Genomic DNA, 16986 nt, shown 5'->3' on the forward strand with positions numbered 1-16986 from the left:
ATGGATCCAATATACATTTTTTTCACATTTTTCATACAAATCATTCACTTTTTCACGCACGTGTTGTTGAGCCAAGGTTGGTTGATTGCTGATTTGGCCTGTAGCGCAGCAGTGCGCCGGCTGTCATTAAGCAACCTCCCAGCAATGCCAGCCCGAACACCACCAGTGCCAGCCGTGGCCGAGCCGGTCGCTCAGCAACCCGGTGAAGATCACCGGCAGGCTGAAGCCGAAGTAGGCCAGCAGAAAGAACCCGGCGCTGGCGCGGGTCTTTTCTGTGCCGGCCAGGTGGTTCACTGCAGCTAATCCACCCAGATAGATGAACCCGTAACACGCACTGCTGGCGGCGACTGCACCCAACAGCACTGCCGCCAACTGCCCATGGTCGGCTCCCCAGGCCAGCAAGGCGTAGCTGCACGGTAAAATCGCCAGTCCCAGCAGAGTCGCTTTGCTGCTGGCCATGCGGCGTGCCATGGGCTGGAACGCCAACCCGCAAGTGATCACGCAAAACGTCGATAACCCCGACCATTCACTCAGGCCATGCTGGCGCAAAATGCCTGGCAACAGCGCAATCACCAGGCCCGAGCAGGCCCAGGCCAGCAGAATTGCAAAGCCATAGGCAACGCTGCCTCGGGGGTAGAAGGGCAGGCGCAGCATGGCGCCGCGTTGCGCCTGGCGTGGGTCGGGCAGGCGCCACACCAGCAGCACGGCCAAGGCAGCAAGTAGCAGTTGCAAGTGGAAACTGCCGGGTGTGAGGCTGGCTTCGTGCAACAGGAACAGGCTGGTCAGCGCCGCCCCCCAGGCCAAAGCCCAGGGAGGTGCTGGCGGTGACCCAGGTGGCGGCGCGGGCGCTGTTGTCGGCGCCCATCAGTTCGCCCATGTAGGCGGTTGCCGTGGCGGTGGCCAGGCCGGTGCCAAGGCCCAGGCACAGGCGCGCCAAGGCGAGGGTTTGCAGGCCGGGGGCCAGCAGCATGAGCAAGGTCGCGATCATCGACAGCAGCAGCGCGGCAATGATCAGTGGTCGTCGCCCGATGCGGTCGGCGAGGCCGCCCAGGGCCAGCAGCACGGGAATGACGCCCAGCACGTAGGCGGAGAACGCCACGGCGGTGGCGGCGGCGCCCTGGCCGGAGAGGTCGGCGTAGGCGATGTAGAGCGGGGCTGGCAGGTTCACCGCAAGGGTGATCAGGCACAGGGCGAAGGCCAGCAGGGCGGGGCGCGGGGGCATGGTGTTCTAGGTCCTGAATATAGGGTGTTTATGCTGGCCTCATCGCCGGCAAGCCGGCTCCCACATGGACCGCGGCGATCTTGAGATCACTGTGGGAGCCGGCTTGCCGGCGATGAGGCCGGTACTGTCAACAATGCTGCTCACCCCAAACACCCACAAGACACACCCACCGCCCTTTTATGCTTAACTGTTCGCCAAAAAACAGCGAACACTTGCCCATGCACATCCCCCTGGACCGCGACAGCGCCACCCCTCTGGTGCAGCAACTCACCCAGCACCTGCAAACCTGGATTACCCAGCAGCGCCTGCGCCCAGGCGCGCGCCTGCCATCGATCCGCACCCTGGCCCGCGACCAGTCCGTCAGCGCGTCCTGCGTGATCGAGGCATACGACCGCTTGGTCGCAAGCGGCTGGCTGGAGGCACGGCACGGTACCGGCTTCTTCGTCGCCGAGCGCAAGCCGGGCCTGGCTCTGGACGATGAGCCGACTTGGGGGAGGCGGGCGATGGCAGCTGGCGTCAGTTTCGCGAAGGCCACGAAGAAATGCTGAAACTGGGATGCGGCTGGTTGCCCATCGCCTGGCGTGCGCACGAGGAGCTGGCCCAGGCCATCCGCCAGGTCAGCCGTGGCAACCCGCAGGACCTGTTCGACTATTGCCCGCCTCTGGGGCTGGCCAGTCTGCGCCAGCAACTTCACAAGCGTCTGGCGCGCCTGGACATTGCCGCCGGGCCCGAGCGCATCCTCACCACCCAAGGCGCCAGCCATGCCCTCGACCTGCTGGTGCGCACCCTGCTGCGCCCCGGCGATACGGTGCTGGTGGAGAACCCTGGCTACTACAACCTCTACAACCTGCTGCGCCAGCACCAGGTGCGCATGTTGCCGGTGCCGCGTACCGTTGAAGGCCCGTGCCTGGCCACCCTCGAGCAGATGCTGGCCGAACACCGTCCGCGTTGTCTGTTCGTCAACAGCCTGTACCACAACCCCACCGGCAGCAGCCTCACCCCCAAGGTCGCCTACCGTTTGCTGGAGCTGGCCCGCGAGCATGACCTGCGTATCGTCGAAGACGATATCTACGCCGATTTTCAGGAGGGGCCGGCCACGCGCCTGGCGACCCTCGACAGCGAACAGCGGGTCATCTACCTGGCCAGTTTCTCCAAGACCCTGAGCAGTTCGTTGCGGGTGGGCTACCTGGTGGCCGATGCGCCGCTGTTGGCGCGCCTGGCCGAGCTGAAGATGGTGACTGGCATCGGAAACTCGCGCTTTGCCGAGCAGGTGGTCGGGCAGATGCTTGCCAATGGCAGCTATCGCAAGAGCACCCAGCGCTTGCGGCTGCGCCTGGGGCAGCATATGGCCAGGCTGCTGGGGCAATTGGAGCAGTTCGGTTGGGAGGTGATGTGCGAACCCTATGGCGGCATGTTCGTCTGGGCGCGGGTGCCGGGTTTGGCCTATACCCGACTGGAGCAGCTGGCGCTGGAACACGCGGTGCTGCTCACCCCGGGCAGCGCGTTCGACTACCAGGGGCTCCCAGCGAATGGCTGCGGATCAATGTCGCATACGGGCAGGACTCCCGTGCCCAGGCCTTCTTCCAGCACGCAGGGCGACCTTCAGCACGCTGAAAACGACACATACATAGCTATTTGACACTATTCTGGCGCCAAGCCCTTGTGAGCAGGCCGGCGGCATTGCCACTCTTGGCTTTCGGGAAAACCTGACAAGGTGAGGGGGATCGGCAATGGGCGCGACCAGGCACGGTGTTCTGGCCAATCTGGGCATGGCCCGCAAAATGGGCCTTGGTTTTGCCCTGGTGCTGTTGCTGACAGTGGCAGTGGCGGCCATCGGTATCGTGGCCTTGCACAGTGTCGGCCAGCGCTTCGACGGCCTGCGCAGTCTGGCCCAGTTCAACACCGACCTGCTGCGCCTGCGCCAGCATGAGCAAGCGTTCGCGCTGCGTTCGGATATCAAGGAGGCCGAAGCCTTGCGCGCCGGCCTGAAGAACCTTACAGAACGCGCCCGCAGCCTGCCGGCACTGGCTGCCGCGCAGGACGAACTGAGTGCCTATGGCCAGGCTTTCGAGGCCTTCGTCGAAGTGGTGCAGGCCAAAGAGCTGGCGTTGGACATGGCCAGTTGGTCAGTGTCCAGCGTGGCCAACAACCTCGATGTGCTGCAGTCGGGGCTGGCCGATGACGGCACCTACACCCTGAAGCAGTCCCAGGGCCAGCAGGGCGGCGAGTTCCTTGAACAGGCGGCGCAGGTGTCGCAGGTGTCGCGCTTGATGTTGCAGGCCATGGATGAAGCCCGGGTGCGTCTGGATAAAAGCCGCAAAGGCGAGGAGGAGGTCGACCAGGGGCGTATCGCTCAGACGGTCGAGGCTGCCAGCACTGTCGAGCAACTGCGCGGCTCGGTCAGCGATGCCGGCTACCAGAGCGTGCTGGGTGAAGTGGCCGGGCATATTGGCAGTTTCTCCGAGAAGCTTAACGAATACACCGACCTGCTGACCAAGGAGCAAGGGATCAAGGCCCAGTTGCAGGCGCGTGCGGCACAGGTCACCGGCCTGGTCGACCAGGCCTATGTGGGCCAGGAGCAAGCCATGCAGGGCGAACTCTCACGCAATTCCCTGGCCATCGCCTTGGCTACGGGCTTGGCCTTGCTGGTGGGGATACTTGCGGCCTGGCTGATCACCCGCGCCGTGGTCGGCCCGCTCAAGCGCGTGATAGGCCGTGCCCAGCGTATCGCTGCAGGTGAACTGAGCCTGGAGGAGGAAGCAGGCCGACGCGACGAAGTGGGGCAACTGATGCAGGCCATGCAGCAGATGGCTGCTGGCTTGTCGGGAGTGGTCAGCGGCCTGCAGCAGGGGATCGAGCAACTGGCGGGCAGTGCCCAGGCGCTGTCGGCGGTTACCGAGCAGACCAACCGTGAAGTGGGCAGCCAAAAGGAGGAGACTGAGCAGGTGGCCACTGCCATGCAGCAGATGACCGCCACCGTGCACGATGTGGCGCGCAACGCTGAAGAAGCGGCCCAGGCGGCGCAGTCGGCTGACGACAAGGTCGGCTCCGGGCAGCAGGTGGTGCGCCAGAGCATGCAGCGTATCGAACAATTGGCGGCGGCGGCGGAAACTGCCAGTGCCGGTATCGACAGCCTCAGCGCCGAAATCCACACCATCGGCGATGTGCTGGAGGTGATCAAGAGCGTGGCCGAGCAGACCAACCTGCTGGCGCTCAACGCCGCCATCGAGGCTGCGCGGGCAGGGGAGCAGGGGCGTGGTTTTGCTGTGGTAGCCGACGAAGTCCGTGCGCTGGCTCGGCGCACCCGGCAATCCACTGAAGAAATCGAGCGCCTGGTGGCCAGCTTGCGCGGCAATGCCCAGCAATCGGTGGCGCAGATTCGTGGCAGTACCGAACTGGTGCGTCTGGCGGTGGCCGACGCGCTGCAGACCGAAAGCGCTTTGGGCAGCATTGCCGTGGCGGTGTCACTGATCCAGCAGATGAACCAGCAGATTGCCGCAGCGGCCGAGCAGCAGAGTTCGGTGGCTGAGGAAATCAGCCGTAGCGTCACGCAGATTCGTGGAAGTGCCGATCAGGCGGCGCTGGCGATGCAGGACAATGCCCGCTCCAGCATCGAGTTGGCGCAGTTGGGCAATGACCTGAAGGGGATGGTGGGGCATTTCAGGTTGTAGGTGTTTGACGGGGATTTTCGGTGGGTTTGAGATCGAGCGCCGCCCGCGCGGCGCATCGCGAGCAAGGCTCGCTCCTACGTTTGTTTCGGGCCAGTTATTCCTGCGGGAAGTGCGCGCGACCGCTTTAGCGCACGGCTCGATGTCGCGTCGTGCAAACAAGGCGGTCGCGCGCGCCTGTAACAGGCGTTATTGGCCGAAAACAAACGTAGGAGCGAGCCTTGCTCGCGATGCGCCGCGCGGGCGGCGCTCGATCTCAATCACGACAAATCCCTACCGCCGTACATCACGCGGATTCAGAATCATCAACGTAATCACCCCGGCCACAATCCCCCAGAACGCTGAACCGATCGAGAACAAGGTCAACCCCGACGCCGTCACCATGAAGGTGATCAGCGCCGCCTCACGCTCACGTGGCTCGCTCATGGCCACGCTCAACCCGTTCATGATCGAGCCGAACAGTGCCAGGGCCGCAATGGACAGCACCAGCTCCTTGGGCAGCGCCGCGAACAATGCCGCCAGTGTCGCGCCGAACACCCCGGCAATGCCGTAGAAAATCCCGCACCACACCGCCGCTGTATAGCGCTTGGCCGGGTCTTCATGGGCATGTGGCCCGGTGCAGATCGCCGCGCTGATCGCCGCCAGGTTAACTCCGTGGGAGCCAAACGGCGCCAGCAGCAGTGAGGCAAAGCCGGTGGCCGAAATCAGCGGCGAAGCCGGCACCTGGTAGCCATCGGCGCGCAACACCGCCACGCCGGGCATGTTCTGCGAGGTCATGGCCACCACGAACAGTGGGATGCCGATGCTGATGGTCGCCGCCAGCGAGAAGCTCGGCGTGGTCCACACCGGAGTGGCGACTTCCAGCTTGAAGCTGCTGAAGTCCAGCAGGCCAAGGGCGCCAGACAGTGCCGTACCCACCAGCAGTGCCGCCAGCACGCAATATCGTGGCGACAGGCGCTTGACCAGCAGATAGCTGAAGAACATCCCCAGCACCAACAGGGTGCGATGTTGGGCCGCGACGAAGATCTCGCTGCCGATCTTGAACAGAATGCCCGCCAGCAAAGCCGAGGCCAGGGACGCGGGAATGCGCTTGACCAGGCGTTCGAAGCTGCCGGTCAGGCCACAGATCAGCACCAGCACCGCGCAGGTGATATAGGCGCCAATCGCTTCGCCGTAGCTCACCCCGCCAAGGCTGGTGATCAGCAGTGCGGCGCCCGGGGTCGACCAGGCCACGGTGATGGGGGTGCGGTAACGCAGCGACAGGCCGATACTGCAGATCGCCATGCCGATCGACAGGGCCCAGATCCACGACGAGATCTGCGCGCTGGTTAGCCCGGCTGCTTGGCCGGCCTGGAACATCAGCACCAGTGAACTGGTGTAGCCGGTGAGCATGGCGATGAAGCCGGCGACCACCGCCGAAGGGGAGCTGTCTGCCAAGGGCCGCAGGCGTGCGGATGTGGCGTGGGGCATGGGTAAGTCCTTGTACTTGTGTAAGCAGTTTTTTCAGACTAACGCGAGCGCGGCGGATGTTTGCCATACAGCAGGCATTGCAATTAGCCGTACAGTCGCCAACTATTGGGCACAAATGCGTAACTGCACGGGAGGGAGGGGCGATGTACAAGGTCTATGGGGATTACCAGTCGGGCAACTGCTACAAGGTCAAACTGATGTTGAGCCTGCTAGACCGGCCTTATGAATGGCACCCGGTGGACATTCTCAAAGGTGAAACCGAAACGCCCGAGTTCCTGGCGATGAACCCCAACGGCAAGGTGCCGGTGCTCAAGCTTGAGGATGGCACGTGCTTGTGGGAGTCCAACGCCATCCTCAACTTCCTGGCCGACGGCAGCGAGTACCTGCCCACCGAGCCGCGCCTGCGTACCCAGGTGTTGCAGTGGCAGTTCTTCGAGCAGTACAGCCATGAGCCGTACATTGCCGTGGCGCGGTTCATCCAGTTCTACCTGGGGCTGCCGGATGAGCGTGGACGAGTACCGCAAACTGCACAAGGGCGGGTACAAGGCGCTCAAGGTGATGGAGCGGCAGTTGCAGATGACGCCGTACCTGGTGGGTGAGCAGTATTCGATTGCCGATGTGGCGTTGTATGCCTACACCCATGTGTGGCGCATCAGGGCGGGTTTGACCTGGCCGATTACCCAGCGGTGAAAGCGTGGCTGGCGCGGGTGGCGAGCCATCCGCGGCATGTGCCGATGGTCGAGTAAGGCCGGGCTGGCCTCTTCGCGGGTAAACCCGCTCCCACAGGTTTGGACTGCCCCCAAGGGTTGGATTTGTGTCCAACTTCTTGAGGCAGTCCAGGTTCAGGCATGTGGGAGCGGGTTTACCCGCGAAGCAGGCGACTGATCTGCATCAGGCTTACGCGAACCGCTTGTCCAGGTAGGCAATGATGTCCTTGGACTCGTACATCCAGGTCACCTTGCCTGCTTCCTCGATACGCAGGCACGGCACCTTCACCCGGCCGCCACCTTCCAGCAACGCCTCACGGTGCACCGGGTCGTTCTTCGCGTCACGCAGCGCTACCGGCACGTTCAGGCGGTGCAGGGTGCGGCGGGTCTTGACGCAGAACGGGCAGGCATGGAACTGATACAGCGCAAGGCCTTTGGCCTCCTGCTCGACACGCGTCTGGGCCGCGGCATCGCGCTTGCGCTTGGCCGGCCGGCTGATCCAGTCGCCGAACACGATAAGCTGGCCGAGGCCGACCCGCAGGGCTTTGACGATCATGGGCAACTCCTGAAATGCAAAAGCCGACCCATGGGGTCGGCTCGAGGTTACGCGCCGATCACTTGATCAGGCTGAGGAACTCGCTGCGGGTGGCGGCGTTTTCGCGGAATTCGCCCAGCATCACCGAGGTGAGCATGGTCGAGTTCTGCTTTTCGACACCGCGCATCATCATGCACATGTGCTTGGCTTCGATGACCACCGCCACACCAGCGGCGCCAGTCACCTGCTGCACGGCCTCGGCGATCTGGCGGCTGAGGTTTTCCTGAATCTGCAGGCGGCGGGCGAACATGTCGACGATACGGGCAACCTTCGACAGGCCCAGGACCTTGCCCTTGGGCAGGTAGGCTACATGGGCCTTGCCGATGAACGGCAGCATGTGGTGTTCGCACATCGAGTACAGCTCGATGTCGCGTACCAGCACCATCTCGCTGTTGTCGGAGCTGAACAGCGCGCCGTTGGTGACTTCTTCCAGCGTCTGCTCGTAACCGCGGCAAAGGTACTTCATCGCCTTTGCAGCCCGCTTGGGCGTGTCGAGCAGGCCCTCACGGGAGACGTCCTCGCCGAGTTGGCTGAGGATCTCGGTGTAGTTCTGTTCCAGGGACATGGATCTACCTGTGGGTAAAAAATCGCAAAAACGAAGGGTACGGCGGCAAACGCGGCGCTGCAAGCACGGCGTTACTCGTCGCGGCCTTCCATCATGGTTCGTTTGAGCATCACGTACACCGCTCCAGTGCCGCCGTGGCGGGCCTGGCAGGAGGTGAAACCGAGCACTTGCGGGTGCTGGCGCAACCAGGTGTTGACGTGGCTCTTGATCATCGGGCGCTTGCCATCGAGGCGCGCGGCCTTGCCGTGGGTGACGCGCACGCAGCGCACCTCCAGCTTGGTGGCTTCGGCGATGAAGGCCCACAAGGTTTCGCGGGCCTTCTCCACGCTCATGCCGTGCAGGTCGAGGCTACCCTCGAAGGCGATCTGGCCAAGCTTGAGCTTGCGGATCTGGCTTTCCTGAACGCCGTCACGGCGCCACATCAACTCGTCCTCGGCACCAACGTCGATCACGAACTGGTCGGACAAACCGTCGATGACCAGCGCCTGATCGCTGCGCACGGTCGCCGCCTGGCGCAGGCCGGCCAGCTGCTTGCGGTCGGCCTTGGGCTTGCCGACGTCGGCGCGGTCGTGCTTGATCGGCTTGACGCCGCGGATCTCGGCGTGGAACAGGGAAAAGTCGTCGTCTTGCATGATGCCTCCACGTGGGCGGCGTAGTTTACGCGACTGCGGGCTGGTGTGCAGCCTTGTGTCGCCAGCACCGGCCCCATCGCCGGCAAGCCGGCTCCCACAGGTACTGCGGTGATCTCAAGATCTGCGCGGTCCATGTGGGAGCCGGCTTGCCGGCGATGAGGCCGGTGCAGATCACTCAATCATGCTTTTTCATCAGGTGCGGCGCCAGGTTCAACTCGCGTCCCCGACGCAGGCGAATGCGGCTGCGCCGCCAGAAGCGCACGCCGAAGTACAACAGCAACAGCCCAACCACGGTCAGGATGCTGGAAAGAGGGCGGTTGGCGTTGAGCTCGGCCAGGGCAGGGTAGTTGCCCAGCAGGCCGGCAATGCCAGCCATGGCCAGCAGCACGCCAAGTGTCGCCAGCAGGGCTGAGAGGCCGGCAGCCAGGCGAGCGCCCCAGTTACGCGGTTCGCGCGTACGCAGGCGTTTGGCATCAAAACTGCCTTTGAGCTTCATTCCGAGTTCCTCTGTAGGTATCCGGAATTCGACCTGGCGGCCGCCCTTGGGTTCCGCCCGGCTGCCGGGCGGTCATTGCCAGCCAGTGATCAGATCAGGCTGGCGGTTGGAGCGACACAGGCGAAGTTGTCGGCCATCACGGCCATTTCGCACTGGTGAATCTGCGCGGCCGGAATCACGCTGTCCTTGAGCGCCAGGTCGCGGGTTGCCGAGGCGTCTTCCACCAGCGTGCAACGGTAACCATAGTCCTTGGCACGGCGCACGGTGGTGCTGACGCTGGAATGGCTCATGAAACCGCAGACGATCAGGTCCAGGTGCCCCAGCTCCTGCAGGGTTTCGTGCAGCTTGGTGTTCTTGAAGGCGTTGGGCATGCGTTTTTCGATGACGATTTCGCCCTCGCGCGGCTCCAGGCCCGGGATGAACTGGCCGGCAGGGCCCTGCGGGTCGAAGCGGCCACCAACGGTACCGAGGTGGCGGACGTGGATGATCGGACGGCCAGCCTTGCGGGCGGCGTCGAGCAACCTGGCGATGTTGGCCACGGCCTCGTCCATGCCCGACAGCATCAGAGGTCCACTGAGGTACTCTTTCTGTGCATCGATGACGATCAGGCTGGCTTGGCTCAGCTTGGCCGGCGGATAGTCGCGACCAGTGAGGCGGAACATCGTGGTTGGAACGGACATCAAGGGCTCCTTGGGTAGGGCTTTTGTATACCTATTCTCCCTTGCCTTGGCGCCAATGGGAATGGTTGACATCGCAGACAGCATGGTTACTGGCCTGTGGCGGGTAACTGGGGATGCGCAAGGAACAATTGTGGCGGTCAGGCTGTTAGACTTTTGTCATGTCTGAATAGGAGTACCCCGTGATCACATCCCGTCTGCGCACGCTGCGCGACCATATCCGCTGGGCGGTCAGCCGCTTCCACGAGCACGAGCTGTTCTTCGGCCATGGTGCCGACAATGCCTGGGACGAAGCCCGCCTGCTGGTACTGGGCGCCGTGCACCTGCCCTGGGAGGTGGCCGACAGCTACCTGGATTGCCAGCTTGAGGACGACGAGCGGGTTCGCCTGCAGCACCTGCTCAAGCGCCGTATCGAAGAACGCGTCCCCACTGCCTACCTGCTGGGCGAGGCGTGGTTCTGTGGCATGTCGTTCCTGGTCGACGAGCGTGTGCTGGTGCCGCGTTCGCCCATCGGCGAACTGATCGAAAAACGCTTCGAACCGTGGCTGGCGGCCGAGCCTGCGCGCATTCTCGACCTGTGCACTGGCTCGGGCTGCATCGGCATCGTCGCCGCCGAGGTGTTCCCCGAGGCCGAGGTGGTGCTGGCCGACCTGTCGTTCCAGGCCCTGGAAGTGGCCAACCAGAACATCGAGCGCCATGGCCTGGACGCGCGGGTGTACACCGTGCAGGGCGATGGTTTCGACGGTCTGCCGGGGCAGCGTTTCGACCTGATCCTGTCCAACCCGCCGTATGTCGATGCCGAAGATTTCGGCGACATGCCGGCCGAGTATCACCATGAGCCGGAAATGGGCCTGGCCTGTGGCAACGATGGCCTGGACCTGGTGCGCAGGATGCTGGCCGAAGCGGCCGATCACCTGACCGACAAGGGCTTGCTGATTGTCGAAGTGGGCAACAGCCAGGTGCATGTCGAGGCGTTGTACCCGGAGGTGGACTTTGCCTGGCTGGAGTTCGAGCGCGGAGGGCATGGGGTGTTCATGCTGACAGCCGAGCAGTGCCGCCAGCATCAGGAGCTGTTCAAGGCTCGGGTTTGAGTTCACTTAGGTTTTGTGTCACGGCGTAAATCGAGCGCCGCCCGCGCGGCGCATCGCGAGCAAGGCTCGCTCCTACGTTTGTTTACGGCCAATAATGCCTGTGGCAGACGCGCGCGACCGCCTTGTTTGTAAGACTCGATATCGAGCCGTGCGTCCAAAGCGTTCGCGCGCATTTCCCACAGGACTCATTGGCCCGAAACAAACGTAGGAGCGAGCTTTGCTCGCGATGCGCCGCGCGGGCGGCGCTCGGCCTCAAAGGCGCCGCATGTCTCTCGCCATACCCCAAACGCCATCCAGTCTCAACGGGTAGCAATCCAGATCAACAACCCAGCCTGAAACACCGCGAACGCCACCAGGCAGGTGATGGTAAAGCGCAAGCCGCTGTCTTCACGGCGGTACTTGGCCACCCGCTCATCCCGCTCACGCAGCTGCGCTTCCTTCTCCTGCAGTTGCTGCTCGGCATTCTGCAACATGTTGGCGGCATCGAGGATTTCGACCCGCTGCACCTTCTCGCTGTTCCAGCCCACCTTGAGCTGGCCCACCGTGGTTTCGACGGTGCGGCCCTTCATGTGCTGAGGGTCGGCATACTCCACTTCCAGACCGGTGGCGCGCAGGAACTGGTCGCGGCGCAGGCGCGAATCTTCGTTCAGCGCATCCTTGCTCGGCAGGGCAAAGCCTTCGACCCGGTAGTGCGACCACCTGCGCTGCAGCCATTGCACCGCCTGGGCAAGCATGAAGCGACCAAGGCCACGGTTGAGCGGCTCCAGCTGCAAGCCGTTGGCGTCGCCGATGGTTACCAGGCGTTCGGCATGATTCACATGCACATCCAGCTGGTTTTGCTCCTTGCGCACTTTCTGCCCTGTCAGGCGAATTTCCATCCGTAGCAGGCTGTGAGCCTTGTCGTGGCGCTCGGCATAGCCGAACTGCACGAACCGCTGCGGCCGCGCACCGCTGTTGCGGTCGGTGGGCAGGGCGCCAGGCGTAGCAGCTGGAAGTGCTCGGCGGCAAGGTCAGGCCAGGGCAGCGGGGCGCTTTCCGGGGCTTGCGGCTCTTCGGTCGCGTCTACGGCAGCGGGGGCATCGGTCATTACGGCAGTCCTCATCAGTGCAGCAAGGCTGGTCGCAATGGCGACGCCAGCATCCGGTTATCGGCCGATTCGCTCATTACGTGAGCACAATCTATGCCGATGCCTTCATGCCGACGGCAGTTGATGGATGAACGTGACCACCTGCTCGCCCAGTTCGCGGGCCAGCGGCAGTTCAGGGTTGAGGTAGCTGTCGCGTTGCTGGCTCATGGCCTTGGGGCTGATACGCAGCATGTGGTTCATGCCGTCGATCAGTACCAGTTGCGCATCTGGCTTGGCCGCCTTCAGGCGTTCGGCGTCGGCCACGTCCACCTGCACGTCGTTGCGGCCCTGGATGATCAGCGCGGGCATGGGAAGTTGGGCGAAGGCGGCGGCCGGGTTTTGCCGCAGCAGGGTAATCAGGTAGGGCTGCACGCTGGGGCGAAATACCTGGCGCAGCGGTGCGGGCACATCCAGGCTGGTCTGCCCGGCTTGCAGGCGGTCGAGCAGGGCGCTGCTGCGGGCCAGTTGCGCTGCAGGCAAGCGCTTGGCCAGTTGCTCGCGCAGCACATCGGCCAGCGGGCGACCGCTACCCGCCAGGAGATGACCGCGCTGGCGCCCGCTTGCTCGGCGGCCAGGCTGGCGATCAGTGCGCCCTCGCTGTGGCCGATCAGAATCAACGGGCCAAAACGCGGGTCGGCCCTGAGCTTGCGGCTCCAGGCCACCACATCGGCGACATAGCGTTCGACGCTGAGGTCGCGCTCGTCCGGCGTGGCCGGTTGGCTCGCCGCGACGCCACGCTTGTCGTAGCGCACGCTGGCGATGTGTTGGTTGGCCAGCAACAAGGCCAGGCGCTTGAGGTTGTCGACCCGCCCCGAGGCCGGGTTGTTGCCGTCGCGGTCGGTGGGGCCGGAGCCTGCGATGATCAGCACCACTGGCGGCGGTGTGTCCTGTTGCGGCAGCAGCAGGCTGCCATGCAGAACGCCCTGGCCTGTGTCCAGGTCGATGGGGCGTTGCAGCACGGTAGGGGCGGCGGCCTGGGCCAGGCCGGTGCACAGCAGGAGGAACAATGCGACCAGGCGCGACATCATGCGGTACTACTTGGGGAGATGCCGGTTGGACCCAACATTCAGCGGAAGGTTCGGCGGGCGGGTTGGCTGTTCTGGCCCTATCGCCGGCAAGCCGGCTCCTACAGGTACTGCAATGATCTTGAGAACGTCGCGGTCCATGTGGGAGCCGGCTTGCCGGCGATAGGGCCCTCACAGACCTGCAATCCTCTGTATACTGGCCGCTTTCGATCATTCAGGCAGACTCGCGGAGCGTCCATGTCCGGTAATACCTACGGCAAGCTGTTCACTGTCACCACCGCTGGCGAAAGCCATGGCCCGGCGTTGGTCGCCATTGTCGATGGATGCCCCCGGGCCTGGAAATTTCCTGGCCGACCTGCAGCACGACCTCGACCGGCGCAAGCCCGGTACCAGCCGCCACACCACCCAGCGCCAGGAACCCGACGAAGTCGAGATTCTTTCAGGTGTGTTCGAAGGCCGTACCACCGGCTGCTCGATCGGCTTGCTGATTCGCAACACCGACCAGAAGTCCAAGGACTATTCGGCGATCAAGGACCTGTTCCGCCCGGCCCACGCCGACTACACCTACCACCACAAGTACGGCATCCGCGACTACCGCGGCGGTGGCCGTAGCTCGGCCCGCGAAACCGCGATGCGCGTGGCCGCTGGTGCCATTGCCAAGAAGTACCTGGCCACCCAGGGTATCCGCGTGCGCGGCTACATGAGCCAGCTGGGGCCGATCGAAATTCCGTTCCAGACCTGGGACTCTGTCGAAGAAAACGCCTTCTTCAGCCCAAATCCTGGCAAGGTGCCTGAGCTGGAGGCCTACATGGACCAGCTGCGTCGTGACCAGGACTCGGTCGGCGCCAAGATCACCGTGGTTGCCGAAGGTGTCATGCCCGGCCTGGGCGAGCCGATCTTCGACCGTCTCGACGCGGAACTGGCCCATGCCCTGATGAGCATCAACGCGGTCAAGGGCGTGGAAATCGGCGCAGGCTTCGCCAGTGTTGCCCAGCGTGGCACCGAGCACCGTGACGAACTCACCCCGGAAGGCTTCCTCAGCAACAACGCTGGCGGCATCCTGGGCGGCATCTCGTCGGGCCAGCCGATCGTCGCGCACCTGGCGCTGAAGCCGACTTCGAGCATTACCACCCCCGGCCGTTCCATCGATGTGGACGGCAACCCGGTAGAGGTGGTGACCAAGGGCCGTCACGACCCGTGCGTCGGCATCCGCGCCACGCCAATCGCCGAGGCGATGATGGCCATCGTGCTGATGGATCACCTGCTGCGCCACCGTGCGCAGAATGCCGATGTGAAGGTCGGTACTCCGGTGTTGGGCCAGCTCTGATTCGGCAGTTCCGGCCCCTTCGCGGGTAAACCCGCTCCCACAGGTACGACACAGCGCTTGAATGCAGTGGTGTACCTGTGGGAGCGGGTTTACCCGCGAAAAAGCCGGCTCGGGCAATACAACAGGCCGCTCCCATGCCCCCAATCCCCTACTGGCGTCTGTCCAGCTTCTACCTGTTCTACTTCGCCCTGCTCGGTTCCACCGCCCCGTTCCTGGCGCTGTACTTCGACCACCTGGGCTTCTCCCCGGCGCGCATCGGCGAGTTGGTCGCCATTCCCATGCTGATGCGCTGCATCGCCCCGAACCTGTGGGGCTGGCTGGGTGACCGCAGTGGCCAGCGCCTGTTGATCGTGCGCCTGGGCGCACTGTCGACGCTGGCGACCTTTTCGCTGATCTTCTTCGGCAAGAGCTACGCCTGGCTGGCGCTGGTGATGGCCCTGCATGCGTTCTTCTGGCACGCGGTGCTGCCTCAGTTCGAAGTGATCACCCTGGCCCACCTGCATGGCCAGACCTCACGTTACAGCCAGGTGCGGCTGTGGGGCTCGATCGGCTTCATCCTGACGGTGGTCGGGTTGGGACGCTTGTTCGAGTGGTTGAGCCTGGACATCTACCCCGTCGCCCTGGTGACCATCATGGCCGGTATCGTCCTGGCCAGCCTGTGGGTGCCCAACGCCCAGCCGGTAGAGCAGGGCGAGCGCAGTGGTGCAGACGGCTTCCTGCGCCAGCTGATGGCGCCGGGGGTGGTTGCGTTCTACATCTGCGTGGCGCTGATGCAACTCAGCCATGGGCCTTACTACACCTTCCTGACCCTGCACCTGGAGCACCTGGGCTACAGCCGTGGTGCCATCGGCCTGCTGTGGGCGCTGGGGGTGGTCGCCGAAGTGCTGGTGTTCATGGTCATGAGCCGGGTGTTTGCGCGGTTTTCCGTGCAGCGGGTGCTGCTGGCCAGTTTCCTGCTGGCGGCGGTGCGCTGGCTGTTACTAGGCAACCTGGCGGGTGAACCGGCGGTGCTGGTGTTTGCCCAGGTACTGCATGCCGCCACCTTCGGTTGCTTCCACGCCGCCTCCATTGCCTTCGTACAGTCCAGCTTCGGCCCCGCCAGCAGGGCCAGGGGCAGGCGCTGTACGCGGCGCTTTCCGGAACCGGGGGCGCCTTGGGTGCCCTTTATTCAGGCTACAGCTGGAAACTGCTGGGGCCGACCTTCACCTTTGGTATGGCCAGCGCCGCAGCCCTTGCGGCAGCCGTTATCATTGCCCTTTGTTCGAAACCGACCAGGACACGTCACTGATGAGCATCCTCAGCGTTTTTCACCCGTCCAGCCCGGACTTGCCGAACAAGGTGCTGACCCACCACGACGACATCGCCGCCACCTTGGCCGAGCACGGCGTACGTATTGTTCATCGCCCCCACGCGCTGCGCGTGCGCCCTGGCAGCAGTCAGGAAGAAGTGTTGGCTGCTTGCCGCGAGCACCTCGACCAGTTGATGACCGCCCATGGCAGCCTGGCGTTCGCCGTGCTCAACCGAGACGGTGCGGACCTGGCACAGGCCGACCTGCGGGATGAGCATGTGCATGATGCCGATGAGGTATTCGCCGTGGTGACCGGGCGTGCCCAAATAGGCATGCGGCTGGGTGAATACGTCTATGCGGTGCTGTGCGAGAAGGGTGATGAGCTGTTGATTCCGGCAGGTGTACGGCGCTGGGTCGACCTGGGCGATAACCCGTTCTGCCTGGCATTGCGCTTGTTTGCCAATGAGCAGGGGCTGCAAGCGCGGTTCACCGGTGATGAGACGGCGCGGCAGTTCGCGGGTTTTGACGAGTTCTGAAATAGCTGTTGATTGGCCGGCTAATCGCCGGCAAGCTGCCTCCCACAAGTATTGCACGCCCCTTGTAGGAGCCGGCTTGCCGGCGATTTGGGCCCGATTAGACTCAACGATAAGTCGGCAGCGCAAACCGCTGCTGGCTTTGCAGCATCGATATCACCGGCAATTCACTGGCCTGTTCCGCCAGGTCACGACGAATGGCGCTGATCGCCCAGGAAAGCTGCTCGGCACTGTGCAACTGCGCGTAGGTCAGCACGCGACGGGTCACCTTGCCGTCGGCAGCCCGCAGGGTCAGCAGGACGCCGCCGTCCGGTCGGGACTGGGTGGTGACCTGGTAGGCCGAGAACACCGAGACGAACTTTTGCTGGATGAGGTCCATATCAACTCCTGACTGTGGATGGCAGACGTGGGTTGATCTTTGCAGTGACTGTGCCAGCCGCTTTAAATTAAAAAAACATATTAAAATCAATAAGTTAATCTTGTTTAAGTTAAAGGGGACCATGCAGGATGCAAGGTCGCGCATTTTGCACAGTGCATTTTGCACGGTCTGCCGAGCGGCTGCCG

Annotated in this window: 12 protein-coding genes and 7 pseudogenes; 8 read left to right on the forward strand and 11 right to left on the reverse strand. The window is 63.7% G+C overall.

All coding sequences use genetic code 11. The features are described 5' to 3' along the window. Positions 1-52: 52 nt before the first annotated feature. Positions 53-1222, reverse strand: a pseudogene (locus PspTeo4_RS00835) (MFS transporter). 218 nt (positions 1223-1440) lie between these two features. Between PspTeo4_RS00835 and PspTeo4_RS00840 the strand changes: the two are divergent. From PspTeo4_RS00840 to PspTeo4_RS29730, 3 genes and pseudogenes are all read left to right on the forward strand, one after another. After that, positions 1441-2836, forward strand: a pseudogene (locus tag PspTeo4_RS00840) (PLP-dependent aminotransferase family protein). A 971-nt stretch (positions 2837-3807) separates the two neighbouring features. Then, a pseudogene (locus PspTeo4_RS29725) lies at positions 3808-4032 on the forward strand (HAMP domain-containing protein); the annotation flags it as partial. Next, the gene (locus PspTeo4_RS29730) at positions 4030-4893 is read left to right on the forward strand and encodes a methyl-accepting chemotaxis protein (RefSeq protein WP_416196936.1); all 864 of its coding nucleotides are present in this window, start codon (positions 4030-4032) and stop codon (positions 4891-4893) included. The pseudogene PspTeo4_RS29725 and the gene PspTeo4_RS29730, both read left to right, overlap by 3 nt. Before the next feature lie 270 nt (positions 4894-5163). Here PspTeo4_RS29730 and PspTeo4_RS00850 read toward each other — a convergent pair whose 3' ends face one another. Next, positions 5164-6360, reverse strand: a complete 1197-nt coding sequence (locus PspTeo4_RS00850; protein ID WP_322361933.1) for a benzoate/H(+) symporter BenE family transporter — start codon at positions 6358-6360, stop codon at positions 5164-5166. A 143-nt stretch (positions 6361-6503) separates the two neighbouring features. On the opposite strand from PspTeo4_RS00850, the pseudogene PspTeo4_RS00855 reads away from it, so the two are divergent. Next, a pseudogene (locus PspTeo4_RS00855) lies at positions 6504-7106 on the forward strand (glutathione S-transferase family protein). 151 nt (positions 7107-7257) lie between these two features. On the opposite strand, the gene PspTeo4_RS00860 reads toward PspTeo4_RS00855, so the two are convergent. The 5 genes from PspTeo4_RS00860 to PspTeo4_RS00880 all read right to left on the reverse strand — a co-directional run bounded on the left by PspTeo4_RS00860 (position 7258) and on the right by PspTeo4_RS00880 (position 10035). Continuing rightward, the gene (locus PspTeo4_RS00860) at positions 7258-7623 is read right to left on the reverse strand and encodes a glutaredoxin (RefSeq protein WP_322361934.1); all 366 of its coding nucleotides are present in this window, start codon (positions 7621-7623) and stop codon (positions 7258-7260) included. A 58-nt stretch (positions 7624-7681) separates the two neighbouring features. Continuing rightward, positions 7682-8227: a GTP cyclohydrolase I FolE gene (folE, locus tag PspTeo4_RS00865; RefSeq protein ID WP_277460040.1), complete on the reverse strand. Its 546-nt coding sequence runs from the start codon at positions 8225-8227 to the stop codon at positions 7682-7684. Positions 8228-8298: 71 nt separating this feature from the next. Then, positions 8299-8859, reverse strand: a complete 561-nt coding sequence (locus PspTeo4_RS00870) for a Smr/MutS family protein (RefSeq protein WP_322361935.1) — start codon at positions 8857-8859, stop codon at positions 8299-8301. A 175-nt stretch (positions 8860-9034) separates the two neighbouring features. After that, positions 9035-9355, reverse strand: coding sequence for a hypothetical protein (locus PspTeo4_RS00875; protein ID WP_322361936.1), 321 nt, complete (start codon positions 9353-9355; stop codon positions 9035-9037). A gap of 89 nt (positions 9356-9444) precedes the next feature. Then, positions 9445-10035, reverse strand: coding sequence for a cysteine hydrolase family protein (locus PspTeo4_RS00880; protein WP_322361937.1), 591 nt, complete (start codon positions 10033-10035; stop codon positions 9445-9447). 179 nt (positions 10036-10214) lie between these two features. Between PspTeo4_RS00880 and prmB the strand changes: the two genes are divergently transcribed. Beyond that, entirely contained in the window at positions 10215-11123 is a 909-nt protein-coding gene (gene prmB, locus PspTeo4_RS00885; protein WP_322361938.1) for a 50S ribosomal protein L3 N(5)-glutamine methyltransferase, read from the forward strand. Between the two features lie 299 nt (positions 11124-11422). Here the strand turns inward: prmB and PspTeo4_RS00890 are convergent. The 3 genes and pseudogenes from PspTeo4_RS00890 to PspTeo4_RS00895 all read right to left on the reverse strand — a co-directional run bounded on the left by PspTeo4_RS00890 (position 11423) and on the right by PspTeo4_RS00895 (position 13277). Further along, positions 11423-12210, reverse strand: a pseudogene (locus tag PspTeo4_RS00890) (hypothetical protein). 105 nt (positions 12211-12315) lie between these two features. Next, complete coding sequence (locus PspTeo4_RS29735; protein WP_416196891.1) at positions 12316-12621, reverse strand: alpha/beta fold hydrolase; 306 nt, start codon at positions 12619-12621, stop codon at positions 12316-12318. Continuing rightward, positions 12606-13277 (reverse strand): alpha/beta hydrolase, encoded by a 672-nt coding sequence (locus PspTeo4_RS00895; protein WP_416196892.1) that lies wholly within the window; start codon positions 13275-13277, stop codon positions 12606-12608. Before PspTeo4_RS00895 ends, PspTeo4_RS29735 begins: the two co-directional genes overlap by 16 nt. A 234-nt stretch (positions 13278-13511) precedes the next feature. On the opposite strand from PspTeo4_RS00895, the pseudogene aroC reads away from it, so the two are divergent. The 3 genes and pseudogenes from aroC (at position 13512) to PspTeo4_RS00910 (ending at position 16425) form a co-directional block, all read left to right on the forward strand. Further along, positions 13512-14601: pseudogene (gene aroC, locus PspTeo4_RS00900) on the forward strand (chorismate synthase). A gap of 134 nt (positions 14602-14735) precedes the next feature. Then, positions 14736-15889, forward strand: a pseudogene (locus PspTeo4_RS00905) (MFS transporter). Next, a complete protein-coding gene (locus tag PspTeo4_RS00910) occupies positions 15889-16425 on the forward strand; it encodes an oxidase (protein WP_322361939.1) in 537 nt (178 codons plus the stop codon). Before PspTeo4_RS00905 ends, PspTeo4_RS00910 begins: the two are co-directional and overlap by 1 nt. Before the next feature lie 103 nt (positions 16426-16528). Here PspTeo4_RS00910 and PspTeo4_RS00915 read toward each other — a convergent pair whose 3' ends face one another. Continuing rightward, the gene (locus PspTeo4_RS00915) at positions 16529-16801 is read right to left on the reverse strand and encodes a DUF3509 domain-containing protein (protein WP_322361940.1); all 273 of its coding nucleotides are present in this window, start codon (positions 16799-16801) and stop codon (positions 16529-16531) included. Between the last annotated feature and the right edge of the window lie 185 nt (positions 16802-16986).

The organism is Pseudomonas sp. Teo4 (assembly GCF_034387475.1).
Taxonomy (GTDB): domain Bacteria; phylum Pseudomonadota; class Gammaproteobacteria; order Pseudomonadales; family Pseudomonadaceae; genus Aquipseudomonas.